Source organism: Aestuariivirga sp. (assembly GCF_965227715.1).
Classification (GTDB): domain Bacteria; phylum Pseudomonadota; class Alphaproteobacteria; order Rhizobiales; family Aestuariivirgaceae; genus Aestuariivirga.
In genome coordinates, this window is record NZ_OZ245771.1 from 3,871,965 (window position 1) to 3,887,819 (window position 15,855).

At 62.5% G+C, this 15,855-nt stretch carries 11 protein-coding genes; 5 read left to right on the top strand and 6 right to left on the bottom strand.

Annotated features, from left to right (window positions below; all coding sequences use genetic code 11):
* Positions 1-6: 6 nt before the first annotated feature.
* Entirely contained in the window at positions 7-2,055 is a 2,049-nt protein-coding gene (locus ACO06F_RS18325; RefSeq protein ID WP_421694169.1) for an FAD-dependent oxidoreductase, read from the bottom strand.
* An 86-nt stretch (positions 2,056-2,141) separates the two neighbouring features.
* Here ACO06F_RS18325 and ACO06F_RS18330 point away from each other — a divergent pair, with 86 nt between their 5' ends.
* Entirely contained in the window at positions 2,142-3,119 is a 978-nt protein-coding gene (locus tag ACO06F_RS18330; RefSeq protein WP_421694170.1) for a threonine ammonia-lyase, read from the top strand.
* Between the two features lie 9 nt (positions 3,120-3,128).
* On the opposite strand, the gene ACO06F_RS18335 is transcribed toward ACO06F_RS18330, so the two are convergent.
* Positions 3,129-3,644 (bottom strand): hypothetical protein, encoded by a 516-nt coding sequence (locus ACO06F_RS18335; protein ID WP_421694171.1) that lies wholly within the window; start codon positions 3,642-3,644, stop codon positions 3,129-3,131.
* 145 nt (positions 3,645-3,789) lie between these two features.
* On the opposite strand from ACO06F_RS18335, the gene ACO06F_RS18340 reads away from it, so the two are divergent.
* Positions 3,790-4,965 (top strand): MFS transporter, encoded by a 1,176-nt coding sequence (locus ACO06F_RS18340; protein ID WP_421694172.1) that lies wholly within the window; start codon positions 3,790-3,792, stop codon positions 4,963-4,965.
* Here ACO06F_RS18340 and dgcA read toward each other — a convergent pair.
* The 3 genes from dgcA to ACO06F_RS18355 are packed head-to-tail and all read right to left on the bottom strand — an operon-like array spanning position 4,931 to position 11,847.
* A complete protein-coding gene (gene dgcA / locus ACO06F_RS18345; RefSeq protein WP_421694173.1) occupies positions 4,931-5,911 on the bottom strand; it encodes an N-acetyl-D-Glu racemase DgcA in 981 nt (326 codons plus the stop codon). The two genes, ACO06F_RS18340 and dgcA, sit on opposite strands and share 35 nt — an antisense overlap.
* Before the next feature lies 1 nt (position 5,912).
* On the bottom strand, positions 5,913-6,923 hold the full coding sequence (gene dgcN, locus ACO06F_RS18350) for an N-acetyltransferase DgcN (RefSeq protein ID WP_421694174.1): 1,011 nt from the start codon (positions 6,921-6,923) through the stop codon (positions 5,913-5,915).
* Positions 6,924-6,936: 13 nt separating this feature from the next.
* Complete coding sequence (locus ACO06F_RS18355) at positions 6,937-11,847, bottom strand: hypothetical protein (RefSeq protein WP_421694175.1); 4,911 nt, start codon at positions 11,845-11,847, stop codon at positions 6,937-6,939.
* Between the two features lie 327 nt (positions 11,848-12,174).
* Here ACO06F_RS18355 and ACO06F_RS18360 point away from each other — a divergent pair, with 327 nt between their 5' ends.
* The 3 genes from ACO06F_RS18360 to ACO06F_RS18370 all read left to right on the top strand — a co-directional run bounded on the left by ACO06F_RS18360 (position 12,175) and on the right by ACO06F_RS18370 (position 14,005).
* The gene (locus ACO06F_RS18360) at positions 12,175-12,561 is read left to right on the top strand and encodes an Hpt domain-containing protein (protein ID WP_421694176.1); all 387 of its coding nucleotides are present in this window, start codon (positions 12,175-12,177) and stop codon (positions 12,559-12,561) included.
* 77 nt (positions 12,562-12,638) lie between these two features.
* Positions 12,639-12,959 carry a 2Fe-2S iron-sulfur cluster-binding protein gene (locus ACO06F_RS18365; RefSeq protein WP_421694177.1) on the top strand — a complete coding sequence of 107 codons (321 nt, stop codon included), beginning with the start codon at positions 12,639-12,641 and terminating at the stop codon, positions 12,957-12,959.
* A gap of 17 nt (positions 12,960-12,976) precedes the next feature.
* The gene (locus ACO06F_RS18370; RefSeq protein WP_421694178.1) at positions 12,977-14,005 is read left to right on the top strand and encodes an NAD(P)/FAD-dependent oxidoreductase; all 1,029 of its coding nucleotides are present in this window, start codon (positions 12,977-12,979) and stop codon (positions 14,003-14,005) included.
* A 2-nt stretch (positions 14,006-14,007) separates the two neighbouring features.
* On the opposite strand, the gene ACO06F_RS18375 is transcribed toward ACO06F_RS18370, so the two are convergent.
* The gene (locus ACO06F_RS18375) at positions 14,008-15,801 is read right to left on the bottom strand and encodes a cation:proton antiporter (protein WP_421694179.1); all 1,794 of its coding nucleotides are present in this window, start codon (positions 15,799-15,801) and stop codon (positions 14,008-14,010) included.
* Positions 15,802-15,855 lie beyond the last annotated feature (54 nt).

The window sequence follows — 15,855 nt, forward strand, 5'->3', positions numbered from 1 at the left end:
GGGCCATCAACTTAAGGCCGTAACCTCCCTGCGGAAGGGAATATCGAGGAAATCTTCCGGCGGGTTGCCGAAATTCTCGGCAAACTTTCGCCCGGAATGGACGGCGGCGGCGATTGTCGCCGGACCGTAGCAATCTCCCACGCGGGTGGCCGCAATGCCCTGGGCAGTCAAAGCCTGCCACAGGCCATCCAATGGCCGGCGCGCGGTGACCAGCACCACGGCACCTGCCTCCAGCTGGGATGCCTCGCCCGTGTAGGCGCATTCGAGCGACACATGGTCTGCGGCGATCCCTGAAACAGCCTGGTTCGCGAGCACTTTCACCCCCATTTTCAAGAGCCGCGCCTGGATCGTCTTCTGTTCGAGGGAGGCCTTGGTGAAGGCGGAAGCCACGGGGGCGGGCGTCACCAGCGTTACGGCATGCCCTTCGCGCACCAGCAGCTCCGCGAGAACGCCGCCCAGATAGTAATGATCATCATCATAGATCACCACGTCGCGTGCCTTGGGGCGGAGGTCCGACATCAGGTCATCCGGCGTCAGCACGTCGCAGCTTTCCGCATAGTCAGCCGGGCTCAGGAAGTGGCGGCCGGTAAGATCCCTCAGCCATTCGGAGCCGGTGGCGACGAGAACATGGTCTGCGCCAAGTTCGGCCACCGTCTCTGGCGTCATGTCACTTTCGAGGTAGAGCGAGACATTGGGAAGCTTGTTGAGCTGTAGAAGCCGCCAGTCGCGCACCCGTGCCCAAGCGGCAAGGCCCGGAAGCCTGCTTTCCCGGGTGACGCGGCCGCCAGCAACACTTGCCCTGTCCGCCAATGTCACCTGGTGGCCACGCTGGCCCAACGCGCGGGCGGCTTCGAGCCCAGCGGGGCCTGCGCCGATGATAAGAATATGGCGGTCATCCTGCTTCGGCCTGATCTTCTCCGGGTGCCATCCGCGCCGCCATTCCTCGCCCATGGATGGGTTCTGGGTGCAGCGGAGCGGGCTCATCGTATAGTCATGGGTGACGCAGATGTTGCAGCCGATGCATTCCCGGATGTCGTCCAGGCGGCCTTCCTCGATCTTCTTGGGCAGGAAGGGGTCCGCAATCGAAGGCCGCGCCGCGCCGATCATGTCCATGATGCCTTGGCGGATCACCCGCACCATGGTGTCGGGCGAGGTATAGCGGCCAACGCCGACGACGGGCTTCGACGTTAGTTTCTTGACGCCCTTGATATAGGGCTCCTGGAAGCCTTCCTCGGAGAAGCGTGAGGTTTGCGAATCCTTTGACCAGTCTGAAAGTGACAGGTCCCACAGGTCCGGGAGATCCGCCATCATGGCAATCGCATCTTCGACTTCAGCGGGCTCGAGGCCGGCCGAGCCCTGGAACTCATGCATGGCAATGCGCACGGGAACGGCACAGGTGTCACCCACGGCATCCTTGGTGTCCTCGATCACCTCCCGGAGCAGGCGGGCACGGTTTTCGAGCGAGCCGCCATATTCATCGGTTCGGAAGTTGGTGGCGCGGGACAGGAAGTGCTGGAAAATTCCGAGACCGTGGCCGGCATAGACATAGACAAGGTCAAAGCCTGCCTGTTTCGAACGCAGCGCCGCCTGGCGGTGCGCGCGCCTCAGATCGCGGATATCCTGCTTGTCCATGCCGCGCGCCTGGATGGGATCATAGAGATAGCTCGCCGTCGGCATCGGGCTTGCCGCAATCGGGACTTCGCGGCTCCACAGATTATTGGCGGTGTAGCCTGAATGGCACAGCTCGATTCCGGCGAGGGAACCGTGTTCGCGGACCTTTTCCGCAATGCGGGCCAGCATCGGGATGTCCTGGTCGCTCCACAGGCGGAGTTCGACGAAGGGCGCCACATCCGCCGTGTGGTGGATTTCCACCATTTCGGTGCAAACCACGGCCCAGCCCCCTTCGGCCTTCATGCCGCGCATGGCGGCGAGGGCGGAGGGGTCCTTGTAGCCCATGCCGTTGCAATGCGGCACCTGGTAGAAGCGGTTGCGCGCCGTCACGGGTCCGATGCGGACGGGCTCGAAAAGGATGTCATAGCGCGGATCGCGGGTCATGTCGTCTCCCAGGGTTGCGCAGGGGTTCTAGCAAAACTCGAGGTGGCTCGGCTATGCTCTCCGCTCGGGCGTTCATGCGGGGAAAAATGCTGCCTACCATCAAGGACATCGAACAAGCCGCCGTGCGGCTTGAGGGATTTGCCGTGAAAACGCCGGTGATCGAATCCCCCATTCTGAATGCTCTGTCCGGCGGGCGCGTTCTGATAAAGGCGGAGTGCCTGCAGCGGACGGGCTCGTTCAAGTTTCGCGGCGCCTGGAACCTGATTTCGCAGCTATCGCCGGAAACGACCCCCGGGGGTGTGGTGGCCTATTCCTCCGGCAACCATGCACAAGGGGTGGCTGCTGCGGCGCAGATCAAGGGCTTTCCTGCCTTGATCGTCATGCCGGCGGATACACCCGAGATCAAACAGCAGAATACAAGGTCTTATGGCGGGGAGGTCATCACCTATGACCGCGCTACGGAATCCCGGGAGGCCATTGCGGAGAGCTTCGTAAAGGCTCGCGGCGCCGTCATGGTGCCACCATTCGAGCATCCGGCAATCATTGCCGGCCAGGGCACCTCCGGGCTTGAACTGGCGGCCGAGGCGGCGGCCCGGGGCGTGATGCTTAACGATGTTCTGGTGTGCTGCTCTGGCGGCGGCCTGACAGCAGGCGTGGCGCTTGCAATGGAGGCAAGATCGCCGGGGACGGTGGTGCATACGGTAGAGCCCGTGGGCTATGATGATTATGCGCGATCTCTCAGGAGCGGGCAGATCGAGACCAACCCCAGGGCTTCCGGCTCGATCTGCGATGCACTGATGTCGGTGAGGCCGGGCGCGCTGACGTTCAGCATCAACCAGAGGCTTCTGGGCGAGGGGCTCACCGTGACGGATGCCGAGGCCGCGGCGGCCGTTCGTTTCGCCTTCGAGGTGTTGAAACTCGTTCTGGAACCGGGCGGTGCAGTGGCGCTGGCCGCCGTGCTGACGGGAAAGATTTCAGCCAGGGGCAGGGCGATCGGTCTCATCGCGTCCGGCGGGAACTGTGATCCGGATGCCTATGCGCGGATCCTTCGCGGGGAGATCTGATGAGGGTCTTCAAGAGGCCTTTGCGAGTTCGTCTGCCAGCGGCACATCGATTTGTTCACCCGGCTTGTGGCGGATGATGACGATGCGGCGTTTGGAAGGTGCCTCGGCTGAGGGTTCTTCCGCCATCAGCACGCGGCCCTGAAAGTTGGGAACCGAGGTGAGTGTGGCGCCGGGTGCCGGTTCAAAGATATCTTCATCGGCGCGGTAGAATTTCATATGGCGGAGGCCGACCTCGATCTCGTTTGCGGCGGGTGCGGGGTGGATTTCTTCCGGCTCATCCTGCTTCAGGGCATTGGCGAGCCTTGCCATCAGCGCGTCATGGTTCGAGGCCACGGCCGTTTCGAGGCGCTTCATACTTTCAACCAGGCTGGATGTTTCGGCCGTGCGAAGCCTTATCGCGAATTCATCGAGAAACCAGCGGCCACGCGCGGTTTCCATCACCGCCTCACGAATATCCTCAAAGTCCTCGGGCACAAGGCCTTGCGGCGCAGGCCTCGTCTGCTGCGGCAGTTCTCTGGGGGGCATACGCAACTCCACTCACAGGCCCTGGAAAGACCTATCCCCTGCGCCAGCCGCAGGGCTCCTCACCCCTCCATAATCATGGCCAGTGGTGAATCTTTGGTTTAGACGCGGGTTTTCAACGCTTCTCCCCTTTGCGCACCCCCCGGCCATGCCCTCCCGCAATTTCAGCTTCAGGCTTTCGCTGTTCAATGTGGTGCTCTTCCTCGGCACTGGCATTCAGCTGCCATTCCTGCCGCTGTGGCTGAAGGCCAAGGCGCTCTCCGACCCGCAGGTGGCCTTCATCGTCGCCATGATGATGGCGGTGCGGATCATAGGCATTCCGCTCGGCACCTTCATTGCGGATCTGACGCAACGGCGGCGGCTGGTGATCATCGGCTGTGCTTTCAGTGCAGCTGTGGCCTATCTGCTGCTGAATTTCATGTCTGGCTTCTGGCCCATTCTGGCAGCGGGCATGCTGGCATCGGCCCTGCTTGCGCCCATAGTGCCGCTGACGGAGGCGTTGGCCGTTGAGGGCAGCGCACATTTCGGGCTGGATTATGGGCGGATCAGGCTTTGGGCCTCGCTCAGCTTTCTATTGGGAAGCCTCGGCGCTGGGGCGTTGCTGGACGTCATTCCGGTGCAATCGGTCATCCTGCTGATCGCCGGTGCCCAGACGCTGGGGGCGCTGGTCACGCTGCTCCTGCCCCAGGACAGGGCGCTGAACGCGGCCAAGCATGAGCCGATCCGCCTCAGACCATTCCTGGCGGTGATCGCGACGGCAAGCTTCCTGCTGTTCCTGTTGGCTGCTGGCCTGGGCCAGGCGAGCCATGGTTTCCTCTATGCCTTCGGCTCCGTCTATTTCGAAGATCTTGGCTATTCGAAATTTGTGATTGGCCAGCTCTGGGCGGCGAGTGTGATTGCCGAGATTGCGATGTTTGCCTTCTCCAACCGTTTTTACCGCAGGTTTGGATCGGTGCGCCTCATCATGCTGGGAACGGCGATCGCCTGCCTGCGCTGGATCGTGACGGGTCTGGAGCCGCCGCTCATTGTTTTGTTCGCGGTACAGACGCTGCATGCCGCGTCCTTCGGCTTCACCCATTTGGGAACCATGCATTTTATCCGGGAGCACGTGCCGCACAATATGCGCAATACGGCGCAGGGCCTCTATTCAGTGCTGTCCAGCGGTGTGCTGCTGTCCAGCACCATGTGGGCTTCGGGCTCGCTCTACGGTGCGTTTGGGGGCGGCGCGTTTTATGTAATGGCCGGGATCGCTGCCATCGCCTGCGCGCTCGCAGGCATGCTGAGTGCCATCAACCCCAGAGGGCCGCTGACGGCGGGTGCATGAGGGAGCCCTCGTACAGGATCGCGGGCGAACGGTCCTGGCTGAGGAGCAGGGGGCCGTCGAGATCGACGAAGGCTGCCAGCGGGGTGAGCAGCATGGCCGGCGCCATGGCGAGGGACGTTGCCAGCATGCAGCCAACCATGATCTTCAGATCTCGGGATTGCGCCGCATGGGCGAGTTCGATCGCGGATGTGAGACCGCCGGTCTTGTCGAGCTTGATGTTGATCGCGTCGTACTTGCCGGTCAGCTGATTGAGCGTTTCCACGCCATGGGCTGACTCGTCGGCGCAGACGGTGACGGCCCGTGCCAGGCCGCGCAGGGCCTCATCATTGCCTGCGGGCAATGGCTGCTCGACGAGTTCAACGCCTGCCTCCGCGCAGGCGGCAAGCATGGCGGCGAGATTGTCCGGCGCCCAGCCTTCATTCGCATCAACAATCAAGCGGCTCTTGGGTGCATTGCGGCGGATGAGCTTCAGGCGCTCATCATCGCCCTCGCGCCCCAGCTTGAGCTTGAGCAGCGGACGGTGCGCAACGCGGGCCGCTGCATCTCCCATTGCTTCGGGTGTATCGAGGCTCAAGGTATAGGCCGTGACGACGGCCGCCGGCTGTGCAAGACCCGCGAGTTGCCAGACGGGTTTTCCCGCCTTCTTCGCTTCAAGATCCCACAGGGCGCAGTCCAGCGCGTTGCGTGCGGCATGAGGCGCGAGCAAAGACGGAATGTCCTGCCGTGTGATGCCGCCTTCGATATCCGCACGCGCCGCTTCAAGTGCTGCCACCACTTGCGGCACGGTTTCCTCATAGCGGGGGTAGGGCACGCATTCGCCATGCCCGCGGTGCGGGCCGTCTTCCACTGTTACGGTGACGACATGGGCCTCGGTTTTGCTGCCGCGCGAAATCGTAAAGCGGCCGGCGATCGGCCAGCGCTCCTCGGTGATGGTGAGTTTCGGCATGTTAGCGCCCGTAGCGGCGGATCAGCTCATCGACGAGAGGGGCGACCCCGGTGCGGATGGGATCGACGCAGGGCAGGCCATGGGCTTCGGCCGTCTCCTTCAGATAGCTCATTGCCACTTCCTCGGAGAGATGTTCGGTATTGATGGCAATACCCGTGCAGGCAATCTGCGGATTGGTGAGCGCGCCCTCAAGAACGGTGCGTTCGATCACCTCGGCAATCGACGGCAGCGGATGCTTCACGCCGCGCATGGTCGCGCGGGTGGGCTCATGGCAGACAATGAAGGCATCGGGCTGAGCGCCGTGGAGAAGGCCCAGTGTGACCCCGGCGAAGGACGGGTGAAACAGCGAGCCCTGACCTTCAATCACATCCCAGTGCCGGGGATCATTGTCAGGAGACAGCCATTCGGCCGCCCCTGAGATGAAGTCCGCCACCACGGCATCGAGCGCGAGGCCACGGCCCGAGATCAAGACGCCCGTCTGGCCCGTGGCGCGGAAATCGCAGCTGAGGCCGCGCTTGTGCATCTCGCGTTCCAGGGCCAAGGCCGTGTATTTCTTGCCCACCGAGCAATCGGTGCCGACAGTGAGCAGGCGCAGGCCAGGGCGCTTCGTGCCCTTGCCGGTGGCGAAGCTGACATCGGAAAACCGCACATCATGAAGCTTCCGATGATGCTTCGTCGCCGCACCGGCAATGGACGGAATGGCGTTCAGCCGCTTGTGGAGGCCTGTTGCCACATCGAGCCCCGCTTCAAGGGCCGCGACAATCTCCGTCACCCAGTGATCGGGCAGGACCCCGCCGGCATTGGCAACGCCGACCACCATGGTCTTGGCCCCTTTGGCCACGGCTTCGGCAATAGTCAAATCGGGCAGACCTGTATCGGCCTTGCAACCGGCAAGACGCAATTGCCCGACGCACCATTCCGGGCGCCAATCGACGATGCCCATGGCGGTCTTGGCGGCAAGCTGGTCCTGGACATCGCCCAGGAACAGCAGATAGGGCTTGGCAATCTCCATCAGATTGAACGCGTCAGTTCTTCGGCGCCGGCCTGGCGCGGCCGACGGCGGTGCCTGGTCCAGAGACATCAAGTGATCCTGCCTGGCGTTTCACCACATCGGCAAGCGCGCTGAGCGCACCGATCTGATCTGCCACCACGCGGCGCATGGCATCGGCGTTCGTGCGGGTTTCCTCGGGAAGCTCCGTCAGTGCGCGCATCAGTTCGTTGCGAGCAGAGTCGATGTCCTTCACCACCTGCTGGGCGGTCAAGCGCATGTCCTGTGCGGTCTGCTGGAAGTCCGTGGCGGTGGACGACAGCATCTCGTTCATGGCCGACATGGCGCGCTCATGCTGATCGCGCAGCACGCGGACGGCCTGGGTGATCTGACCACCCGATGCTTCCTCCAGCTTCTCGATTTCGCGTTCGAGGTTGCGGGTGGCGAGGGCTGATTGCTCCGCCACGATGCGGCTGATCTCCTTGGCCTTGGCCTCGGATGCGGCAAGCGAATCCTCGATGAGGCTCATGTAGCTGCTCATCACCGAGTCGATTTCGCCAGCCTGCTTTGCCGCATCGGAGATGAGCGTGTCGAAGGTCTGCTTCCGATCAACCAGCACGCGCTCCATTTCGTTGTTGAACTGCTCAACGGAGCGCTGCACCAGCAGCGAGGCATCGTCCAGGCGTTCGGACACGCGCGTCGAGGTGAGTTCGAGACGGCCCGTGAGGTCCGTCGAGACGGTTTCGAGGCGTTCGTCCATGGTGCCCGCAGCACTTGCCAGCTGCTCTGCCAGGAAGGATGTTGCCGTCTCCACGTGCTTAGCAAACTTGCGATTGGCATCTTCGAGCTTCGCCGCGGTGCTGACAGACACCTGCTCCAGCGTGCGGCTGGCTTCTTCGACGCGGCTCGAGAGCGAGCCCGAATCCTGCTCCAGGCGGCCGGTGATCTGCAGTGTTGTGGCGCTCAGCCCTTCGGCCAGGTCTTCGCTGGCCTTTCCAAGTTCGGAGAGGATGGCGCTCGAGGCCTGATCCAGCACGGTGGCAAAGCGGTGGCCCGTGCCATCGAGCTTGTTCGACAGATCGTCCGTCACGCGTTCGAGCATGCCGGTTGAATTGTCGAATCGGTGGCGCAGGGTTTCCGCCGTCTGTTCGATGCGTGCCAGCATCGATGTGCCTGCGGTATCAAGCTGAGAGGTGACCTCGGAGGAGGCCTGCTCCAGGCGGTGCGCCATGACCTGGTTCACTTCGCTCACCTGGCGGGTAACGCGCACTGCCGTTTCGGCGAAGCTGTCCGTCATCTCGGTTGCGGTCTTGTCGATCTGGTCGGCCATCATCTTGGTGTTGACCGAGAACAGGGCGTTCAGATCGTTCGACGTACGGTCGAGCTGTTCCGTGAGGTTCTGGGTCTTGGCGCTGAACAGGCCTGAGAGGCTGTTCCACGTCTGATCCAGGGTTTCGCTGAGGAGCTCTGCATTGGTCGAGAACAGGTTTGACAGGCGGTCGGACGTCTCCTCCAGTTCGCCGGCGATCTTGCCGGTGCTGTTGGTGAACAGCTCCGAAAGCTTGACGGACGTATCGCCCAGCTGACCGTTGAGCATCTCGGTGTTGGTGGTGAATATCTCCGAGAGATGAGAGGATGTTTCGTCCAGGCGCTGGGTGAGTGTCTCGGTCGAGTTGCCGAACAGGGCGGAGAGATCCGCCGCCGCCTGTTCCAGCTGGCTGCCAAGGCGCTCCGACGTCTGGTCCAGAAGCTGGCCCAGCTGCTGGGACGAATCGTCCAGCTGAAGCGTCAGCCTGTCAGTGACCAGGGCCACCTTGCTGACCGCATCGCCCGTGGTGTTGGAAATATAATCTGTGATGCGCTGTGCCGTCTGCTCAAGCTCGCCTGACATGTGGGCGGAGACCTGGTCGAGGCGCGTGTAGAGCTTCGTTGCCGTCTGCTCAAGCTGGCCGGTCATCGAGTTCGTCGTGCCGTCCAGCTTGCTGTAGAGCTGCACTGTCGTGTCTTCGAGGCGCTTGGTCACGTCCTCGGACGAGCTGGTGATCATGGTGAGCAGCTCTTCGCGCGCCTTGGAGAGGTTGGTCACGAAGCTTCCTGACACGGTGATGAGCTTGTCCGTGACGAGGCCGCCCGAGCTTTCGATGCGCTCTGCCAGAGCCACGCCCGATTCCGCCATTTCGCGGTTGACGATTTCGGCCGTGTCCTTGAGGTGGGCGACGATGGTGCCGCTGGTGGACACCATGAGATCGTTGACGTTGCGCGAAACGGTCTCGAGCCGCGAGGTGAGGCTGCCAGAGGTTTCGTCCAGGCGCGTGGCGACAGTCTCCGTCACCTCGTCGATGCGGCCGGAAATGGTGTTCGCGACCTGGCCGATCTGGCCCTCAAGGCGCCCTGTGGCACCGTCAAGCTGCGCTTCGAGCCCCTGCACTGCAGTGGCGATGTCACGCGAGGAGCTGTCGAGCTGGCCGATCACGCTGCCGGCTGTCTCGCCGATCACTTCCTGGAAGGTCTTGTTGGCCTGGTCGAGAGAGCCGGTGGCGGCGCTGACGCTGGTTTCGATCTGTCCGTAGAAGCGCTCGCTTGCGCCGTCGATGCGGCGCTCGATTTCTTCGGACGCCCCACCGATCAGTTCCTGGAACATGCGGGTCGTATCGTCGAGACGGCCGGTGGCGGTTGAAATCGCGCGCTGCACTTGGTCCTGCAGCAGCGTGGCCGAGGTGCCCATGCGGGTCTCGACGCCGCCGGTCAGCTGTTCGATCAGTTCATGGAACAAGCTCGAAGCTTCGTCGATGCGGCTCCTGGCGTTCTCGACCGCGCCGGTCATGATGGCGTTCAGCGTTTCGCCCGAAATGCCGATACGGTCCTCCAGCTTGTCGCTGGTCTGGCCGATGACTTCCTGGAAGCTGTTCGCGGTGTCGGTGAGCCGTGAATTGGCGGCACCGAGGATGCTGTCCAGATTGTCGAGCATGTCCCGCGTGCGGCCATCGAGCTGGCCCAGAATGTCCGCATTGGTGGTGCCCAGCAAGGTGCGCAGTTCGCCCGCAGTCTCTTCGAGCCGAGACAGGGCCGTGGCGACAGCGTGATCGACCTGGGCCACGATATCGCTCGAGGAATGGCCGAGCTTCGCGGTGTAATCATCGGTGACGCGGGCAATCGCCATTTCCACACGTGCGGCCGAGTCTGTGACGCGCTGAGCAGAATCAAGGTTCTGCTGGTCAAGCAGCCCGAGAATCTGGTGCGCGGCCTCGCCAACACGGGCGCTGGCTGCTGCCGTACGATCTTCGATGTTGAAGAGGATGCGGTTTGCAGTTTCCTCCACGCGGCTCGAGACGAGGCTTGCCTGCTCGTCGAGGCGGCCGAAGACGCCGCCGGCGGAATCGTCCAGCCTGGTGATGATGCGCTCCGCCCTTGTGCCGATTTCGTCGATGAGGCGGCCGGTGGTCTCTTCAATGCGGCCGGACATGCCGGTGCTCATGGAGCCCAGTTCCGCAAGAAGGGTCGAAGCGGTCTGATCAAGGCCCGTCAGGAATTGGGTGCCTGCGGCGTTGAGGCGGCCTGCCACGTTGTCCGTCGCCTCGTCCACGGCGGACGCTACACCAACGGCGGACTGATCCAGATAGGTGATGAGCTCGGCACGGGACTGGGCAACGCGCTCGATATATTCGACGGCGACAGTCTGCAGGCCCTGGGTGACGAGGTTGCGGCTCTGCTCAATCATCTGCGAGGTGTCCAGGCTGACGCGCTCGAGGTTGCCTGTGACATCATCCGCGATGGTCTTGATGTGGAAGCCCAGATTGCTGCCGGTGGTCTGGACCACGTCGGCGAGATCGGCCACCTGCTGGCGGATCTGATCGGCCGATGCAACGCTGGACCGTTCGATCGTGCGCGAGATGTCTTCGTGGACGCCGGCAAGCGAGTCCACGGCGTTGCGCACCAGCATGGACATGTTGACTTCCATCTCCTGCATCGAATGGCCGAAATCCACCGTCTCGGAGCTCAAGGTGGCGGATGCCATCTTCATCTGGTCGATCTGGTTCGAGACATGGCGTGACAGTTCGCGCAGCTGGCCGATCATCTGGGTGGAGACGTCCTCCATGTGCGCGGTCTGCATGCCGACTTCGGAGCCAGCGGTATTGGCGCGCTCTGACATGTCATCCATGGCGCGCATGATTGAGCCCGAAATCTCCCGGAGGCCGCCCTCGAGCCGGCCCAGCGTGTCCTGCGCAGTTGCCATGATGTTGTCGAGATTGGCCGTGCTGTTCTCAAGCCTGGTGACCAGGGGGTTGGTATCGTTGCTGATGAGCAGCGAGGCCTGGTGCAAGGCCGAGCGCTGATTTTCAATGCCAGCGACGAGATTGCGGATGCGTTCTTCATTGCCGCCGAAGGCGCGCTCGATTGCCGCGATTTCCTTGTGGACGATCTCTTCCAGCACCGCGGCGCGCTGCACCGCATGCTCGACGCCTCCAACAAGGAGATCAACCTCGGAGCGGACCGCCTGCGCGATGGTTGTCAGACCTTCTGTCGCGATGTCCTGCGGGCGGACGAGGCGCATGGCGGATTGGAAGAGCGCTTCTGACACCTGGCGCATGTCGGCCGCGCGCCACAGTAGATAGGCGCCGGCCCACACCACGGCAATGGGCACCAGGAGCAGGGCGATGGCCTGAAGTGTGCTGTTGGGCGCTGCCTGGCCACCGAGTGTTCCGGAATTTGCGAAGAACCAGCCGCCGGACCACAGTGCGGTGAGGATGACGGAGACGAGGAGATAAGGGGTAAAAGACGGGCGGCGGCGCATCTTGGCGAGCAACATGGCGGTGCCCGGGTCGTTTTCATTGGCCGGACGGCCCTTCACCGGAGCGGGCTCCGCCGAGAGCCGGGGCGCCTCACGCCGCATGGCTTCTGCTTCGGCCTGGCGGCGATCAGAACGGCGCGTCTCGGTTGTATTAGCCATATTGTTTTGTTCCCGCACTTTTACAAACCCGCAGCACCAGGTGCCGCCCTGTTCCACTCACGCCCGATGAGGCTTTCACCCGGCTTTTTTATGTCCGGGACAAAGCCCCGCTTCCCCGGGGGCATGGCTTCTCGCATTCACCATAACCTATCGGATTGCCCGGTTGAACCCGGCATCGGCCCCCCAGCCCCGAATATTTAATAATTGGTTAAGAGCCCGCTGCACAGCAATTATTCCGTGCCATTCCGCAATTGGCTTGGGGCTTTTACGGACTGCTCAGGCTTGTGGCATATGCTCTGTTCTCCAGAACGCGCCGGGAGGCGAACAATGACTGTTACCAGAGACAGGGCGGACAGCACGGACCCGCTGAAGAGCGAGGTCTTCGACCACGCTCATCTTCAGCATTATACCATGCATGATCAAAGGCTTGCGGCAGAAGTGCTGGGACTTTTCCTGGCGCAGCTTCCGAGCACCCTGCACCTGCTGGAGCAGGCGGAAACGGCGCCTGACTGGAAATCCGCCGCCCACGCGCTCAAAGGCTCGGCGGCATCCGTTGGAGCGCCGCGGGTTCGCGCCCTTGCTTCGGGGCTGGAAGCGCTGGCCTTTCCGGGGGAACTGGCCGTCCGGCTTCTGCGGGTTCAGGCCCTCAAAGCGGAGCTGGCGGAATTTCGCAATGCGGTGCGACGGGCCTACCCTGGCGTGGCGGAGCCCTGAAGCGGGCGCAGTTGTGTTTCCGCGGATGATCCCCTAGAACCCGCGCTCGACAAATGAACGCGCTTCCGGTGGAACTCATGGCAAAAATCACCTTCATCCAGCACAACGGCACTGAGCAGACTGTCGAGGGAACACCCGGCATGTCCGTGATGGAGACAGCTGTCAAAAACATGGTGCCCGGCATCGATGCCGACTGTGGCGGCGCCTGCGCCTGTGCGACATGCCACGTCTATGTGGAGCCGGACTGGATAGATAAAGCCGGTGCGCGCAACCCGATGGAAGAGGACATGCTGGATTTCGCCTTTGACGTGCGCGACAATTCCCGCCTCTCCTGCCAGATCAAAGTGTCGGACGCGCTCGATGGGCTCCGCGTCAAGGTTCCTGAAAAGCAGTTCTGAGGAAGGGCGGCGAAGCCATGTCTGATGTGATCACCACGGATGCCGTCATCATCGGTGCCGGCCCCTGCGGGCTCTTCGCCGTTTTCGAGCTGGGACTGCTCGATATCCGGTGCCACGTGGTGGACATTCTGGACCGGCCCGGCGGCCAGTGCGCTGAGCTTTACCCCGAAAAGCCGATCTATGACATTCCGGCACTTCCCCTCGTCACCGGTGCCGAGCTGACGCACAGGCTGATGGAGCAGATCAAGCCCTTCAAGCCAGAGTTTCATTTCAACCACATGGTCACAGCGGTGACCAAGCTGGGCGACGCGGACTTTGAGGTGGAAACCGATGGCGGCCTCAAGTTCCGCTCCAAGGTGGTGGTGATTGCGGCCGGTGGAGGCTCCTTCCAGCCCAAGAAGCCGCCGATCCCCGGGATCGAGGCCTATGAAAGCGCATCGGTCTTCTATTCCGTAAAGAAGATGGAAGCCCTGCGCGGCAAGGACGTGCTGATCATCGGCGGCGGCGATTCCGCCCTTGACTGGACGATCAATCTGCAGCCCATCGCTAGAAGTCTCACGCTGCTCCATCGCCGCGACGAATTCCGCGCCGCACCGGATTCGGTTAAGAAAATGCGGGAGCTGGTCGAGGCCGGCAAAATGTCATTCAGGCTCGGCCAGGTGACAGGTCTCAAAGGTGCGGAGGGCGTTCTCTCTGCAGCGACGGTGAAGGGGAACGACGGCGCAAGTTTCGACATCTCCTGCAATGCCATGCTGCCGTTCTTCGGGCTGACTATGAAGCTTGGTCCCGTGGCGGAGTGGGGTTTGAACCTGCATGAGAACCTGATCCCCGTTGACACCGAGAAATTCGAAACATCAGTCGAAGGCATTTTCGCGATCGGCGATATCAACACCTATCCCGGCAAGCTGAAGCTGATCCTCTCCGGCTTCCATGAAGCAGCGTTGATGGCGCAGAAGGTGTTCAAGCTGAAGAACCCTGGCGAACGACTGATGTTTCAGTACACGACGTCGAGTTCGAACCTGCAGAAGAAGCTGGGCGTTTCCTGAGGCTAGCTGGCTGACTTCTCACGCCTGAGCCGCTTCTTCGCGAGCTCCACCTCTTCGCGCCGGTTGGGCCGCCCCAGAAGCTTGCGGAAGCCGTCCCGGCGTTCATGGACGGAAGCAATCGCGAGTCCCATGGGAACGCCGGTTTCCACCAGGATCGCCTCACCCAGTTGCAGACTCGATTCAATCGTTTCCGGAACAGCTTCGGTAACGCCTGAGGTGTAAAGCCGCTGGGCATGCCGCTCATCCCGCGCGCGGGCGATGATCTTGAGATCAGCGCGCAGCGAGCGGGCCACACGCACCACCTCATCCACCCGCACCGGATTGTCCATTGTCACCGCCAGCGCCCGGGCCTTGTCCAGGCCGCAGCGCTTGAGGAACTCCACATTGGCCGCGTCGCCATAGTAGACGTTGCTGCCCGCCTTGCTTTCGCGTGACACGAGGTCTGCATCGCTGTCGATGGCAAGATAGGGAATCTTGTGTTCATCAAGCATCGACGCGATCAGATGCCCGACCCGGCCGAAGCCCGCCACCACCACGCGGGCTTCGTCATCTGCTGGCAATACGGCCTCCACGGATGCGACAGCCGCGCGCCGGCGCATGCCGCGGGAGATGCTTGCACCAAACTTTCCGAGAAAAGGAATGGCGATCATCGTCAGCGTCACCAGCAGCATGATGTTGCGGTTGGTGGGATCGTCGATAAGGCCCGTGGCAATTGCTGCGGCGGCAAGGACGAAGCCGAATTCCCCGCAGGGGCCGAGCAGCATGGCGCTTTCGAGGGCCGCACCCCGGTTCACCCGGAACAGCCGCGCCAGCACATAGACGATCGAGCCCTTGAGCAGGATCAACCCTGCCGCCAGACCCAGCGTATAGACCGGCGCGCGGAACAGCGTGTCCAGATCAAGCTTCAGGCCGACCACAAGAAAGAACGTGCCCAGCAGCAGGCCTTTGAAGGGCTCGATCACCGCCTCGATGGCGCGGCGGTATTCGGTTTCGGCAAGCATGAGTCCGGCGATGAAGGCGCCGAGCGTCATCGATATGCCGGCGATGCTGGCCACCGCACCGGTGCCCACGGCGATCAGAAGTGTGGCCGCCATGAACAGGTCTGAGCTTCCCGTGCGCGCCACGAGGCGCAGCAGCGGCCGGAGCAGGAAGCGGCCGACAATGACGATGACGGCGATGGCGACCGCCGCCTGCAGAAGCGCCAGCAGCACGCTGACCGCGATGTTGCCCTCGACGCGCTGGCCGAGAATGGGCACCAGAAGCAGGAGCGGGATGACGGCCAGATCCTGCATGAGAAGGATAGCGAAGCTCAACCGGCCGGTCTGCGAGCCAAGGCGCTTGGTGTCCGAGAGCAGCTGCACCACGATGGCCGTGGAGGAGAGCGACAGTGCTGCACCGGCCACCAGTGCTGTCCGCACGTCAAAGCCCATGGCGAACGCGCCTCCTGCGATGGCGAAGAGGCTCAGTACCACCTGCAGGCCGCCGAGACCGAAGACCAGCCGCCGCATGGTGTTGAGCCGCTCGAAGGACAGTTCGAGGCCAATGAGGAAGAGCAGGAAGACCACTCCCAGTTCAGCGATGTGGCCAAGGCTTTCCGGATCTCCGATATTCAGGATTTCGAATACAGGAATGCGCTGCGCTATGGGGCCCATGACGTCCGGGCTCAACAGGATACCCATCACGAGAAAGGCCACAACGGCATTGACACCTACGCGCAGGAAGAGCGGCACTGCCAGGCCTGCAACCCCCAGTACGATCAGAAATTCCTTGTAGTAGAATGCGGTTTCAGACGTCATCTCTGCCTCATGCCGCCAGTGTGGGGCACGAAGCACGCCATGTGAAGCCTGATT

Coding starts and splice junctions, on each gene's coding strand:
- ACO06F_RS18325 (WP_421694169.1), bottom strand. CDS start 2,055: ATGACCCGCGATCCGCGCTATGACATCCTTTTCGAGCCCGTCCGCATC.
- ACO06F_RS18330 (WP_421694170.1), top strand. CDS start 2,142: ATGCTGCCTACCATCAAGGACATCGAACAAGCCGCCGTGCGGCTTGAG.
- ACO06F_RS18335 (WP_421694171.1), bottom strand. CDS start 3,644: ATGCCCCCCAGAGAACTGCCGCAGCAGACGAGGCCTGCGCCGCAAGGC.
- ACO06F_RS18340 (WP_421694172.1), top strand. CDS start 3,790: ATGCCCTCCCGCAATTTCAGCTTCAGGCTTTCGCTGTTCAATGTGGTG.
- dgcA (WP_421694173.1), bottom strand. CDS start 5,911: ATGCCGAAACTCACCATCACCGAGGAGCGCTGGCCGATCGCCGGCCGC.
- dgcN (WP_421694174.1), bottom strand. CDS start 6,923: ATGGAGATTGCCAAGCCCTATCTGCTGTTCCTGGGCGATGTCCAGGAC.
- ACO06F_RS18355 (WP_421694175.1), bottom strand. CDS start 11,847: ATGGCTAATACAACCGAGACGCGCCGTTCTGATCGCCGCCAGGCCGAA.
- ACO06F_RS18360 (WP_421694176.1), top strand. CDS start 12,175: ATGACTGTTACCAGAGACAGGGCGGACAGCACGGACCCGCTGAAGAGC.
- ACO06F_RS18365 (WP_421694177.1), top strand. CDS start 12,639: ATGGCAAAAATCACCTTCATCCAGCACAACGGCACTGAGCAGACTGTC.
- ACO06F_RS18370 (WP_421694178.1), top strand. CDS start 12,977: ATGTCTGATGTGATCACCACGGATGCCGTCATCATCGGTGCCGGCCCC.
- ACO06F_RS18375 (WP_421694179.1), bottom strand. CDS start 15,801: ATGACGTCTGAAACCGCATTCTACTACAAGGAATTTCTGATCGTACTG.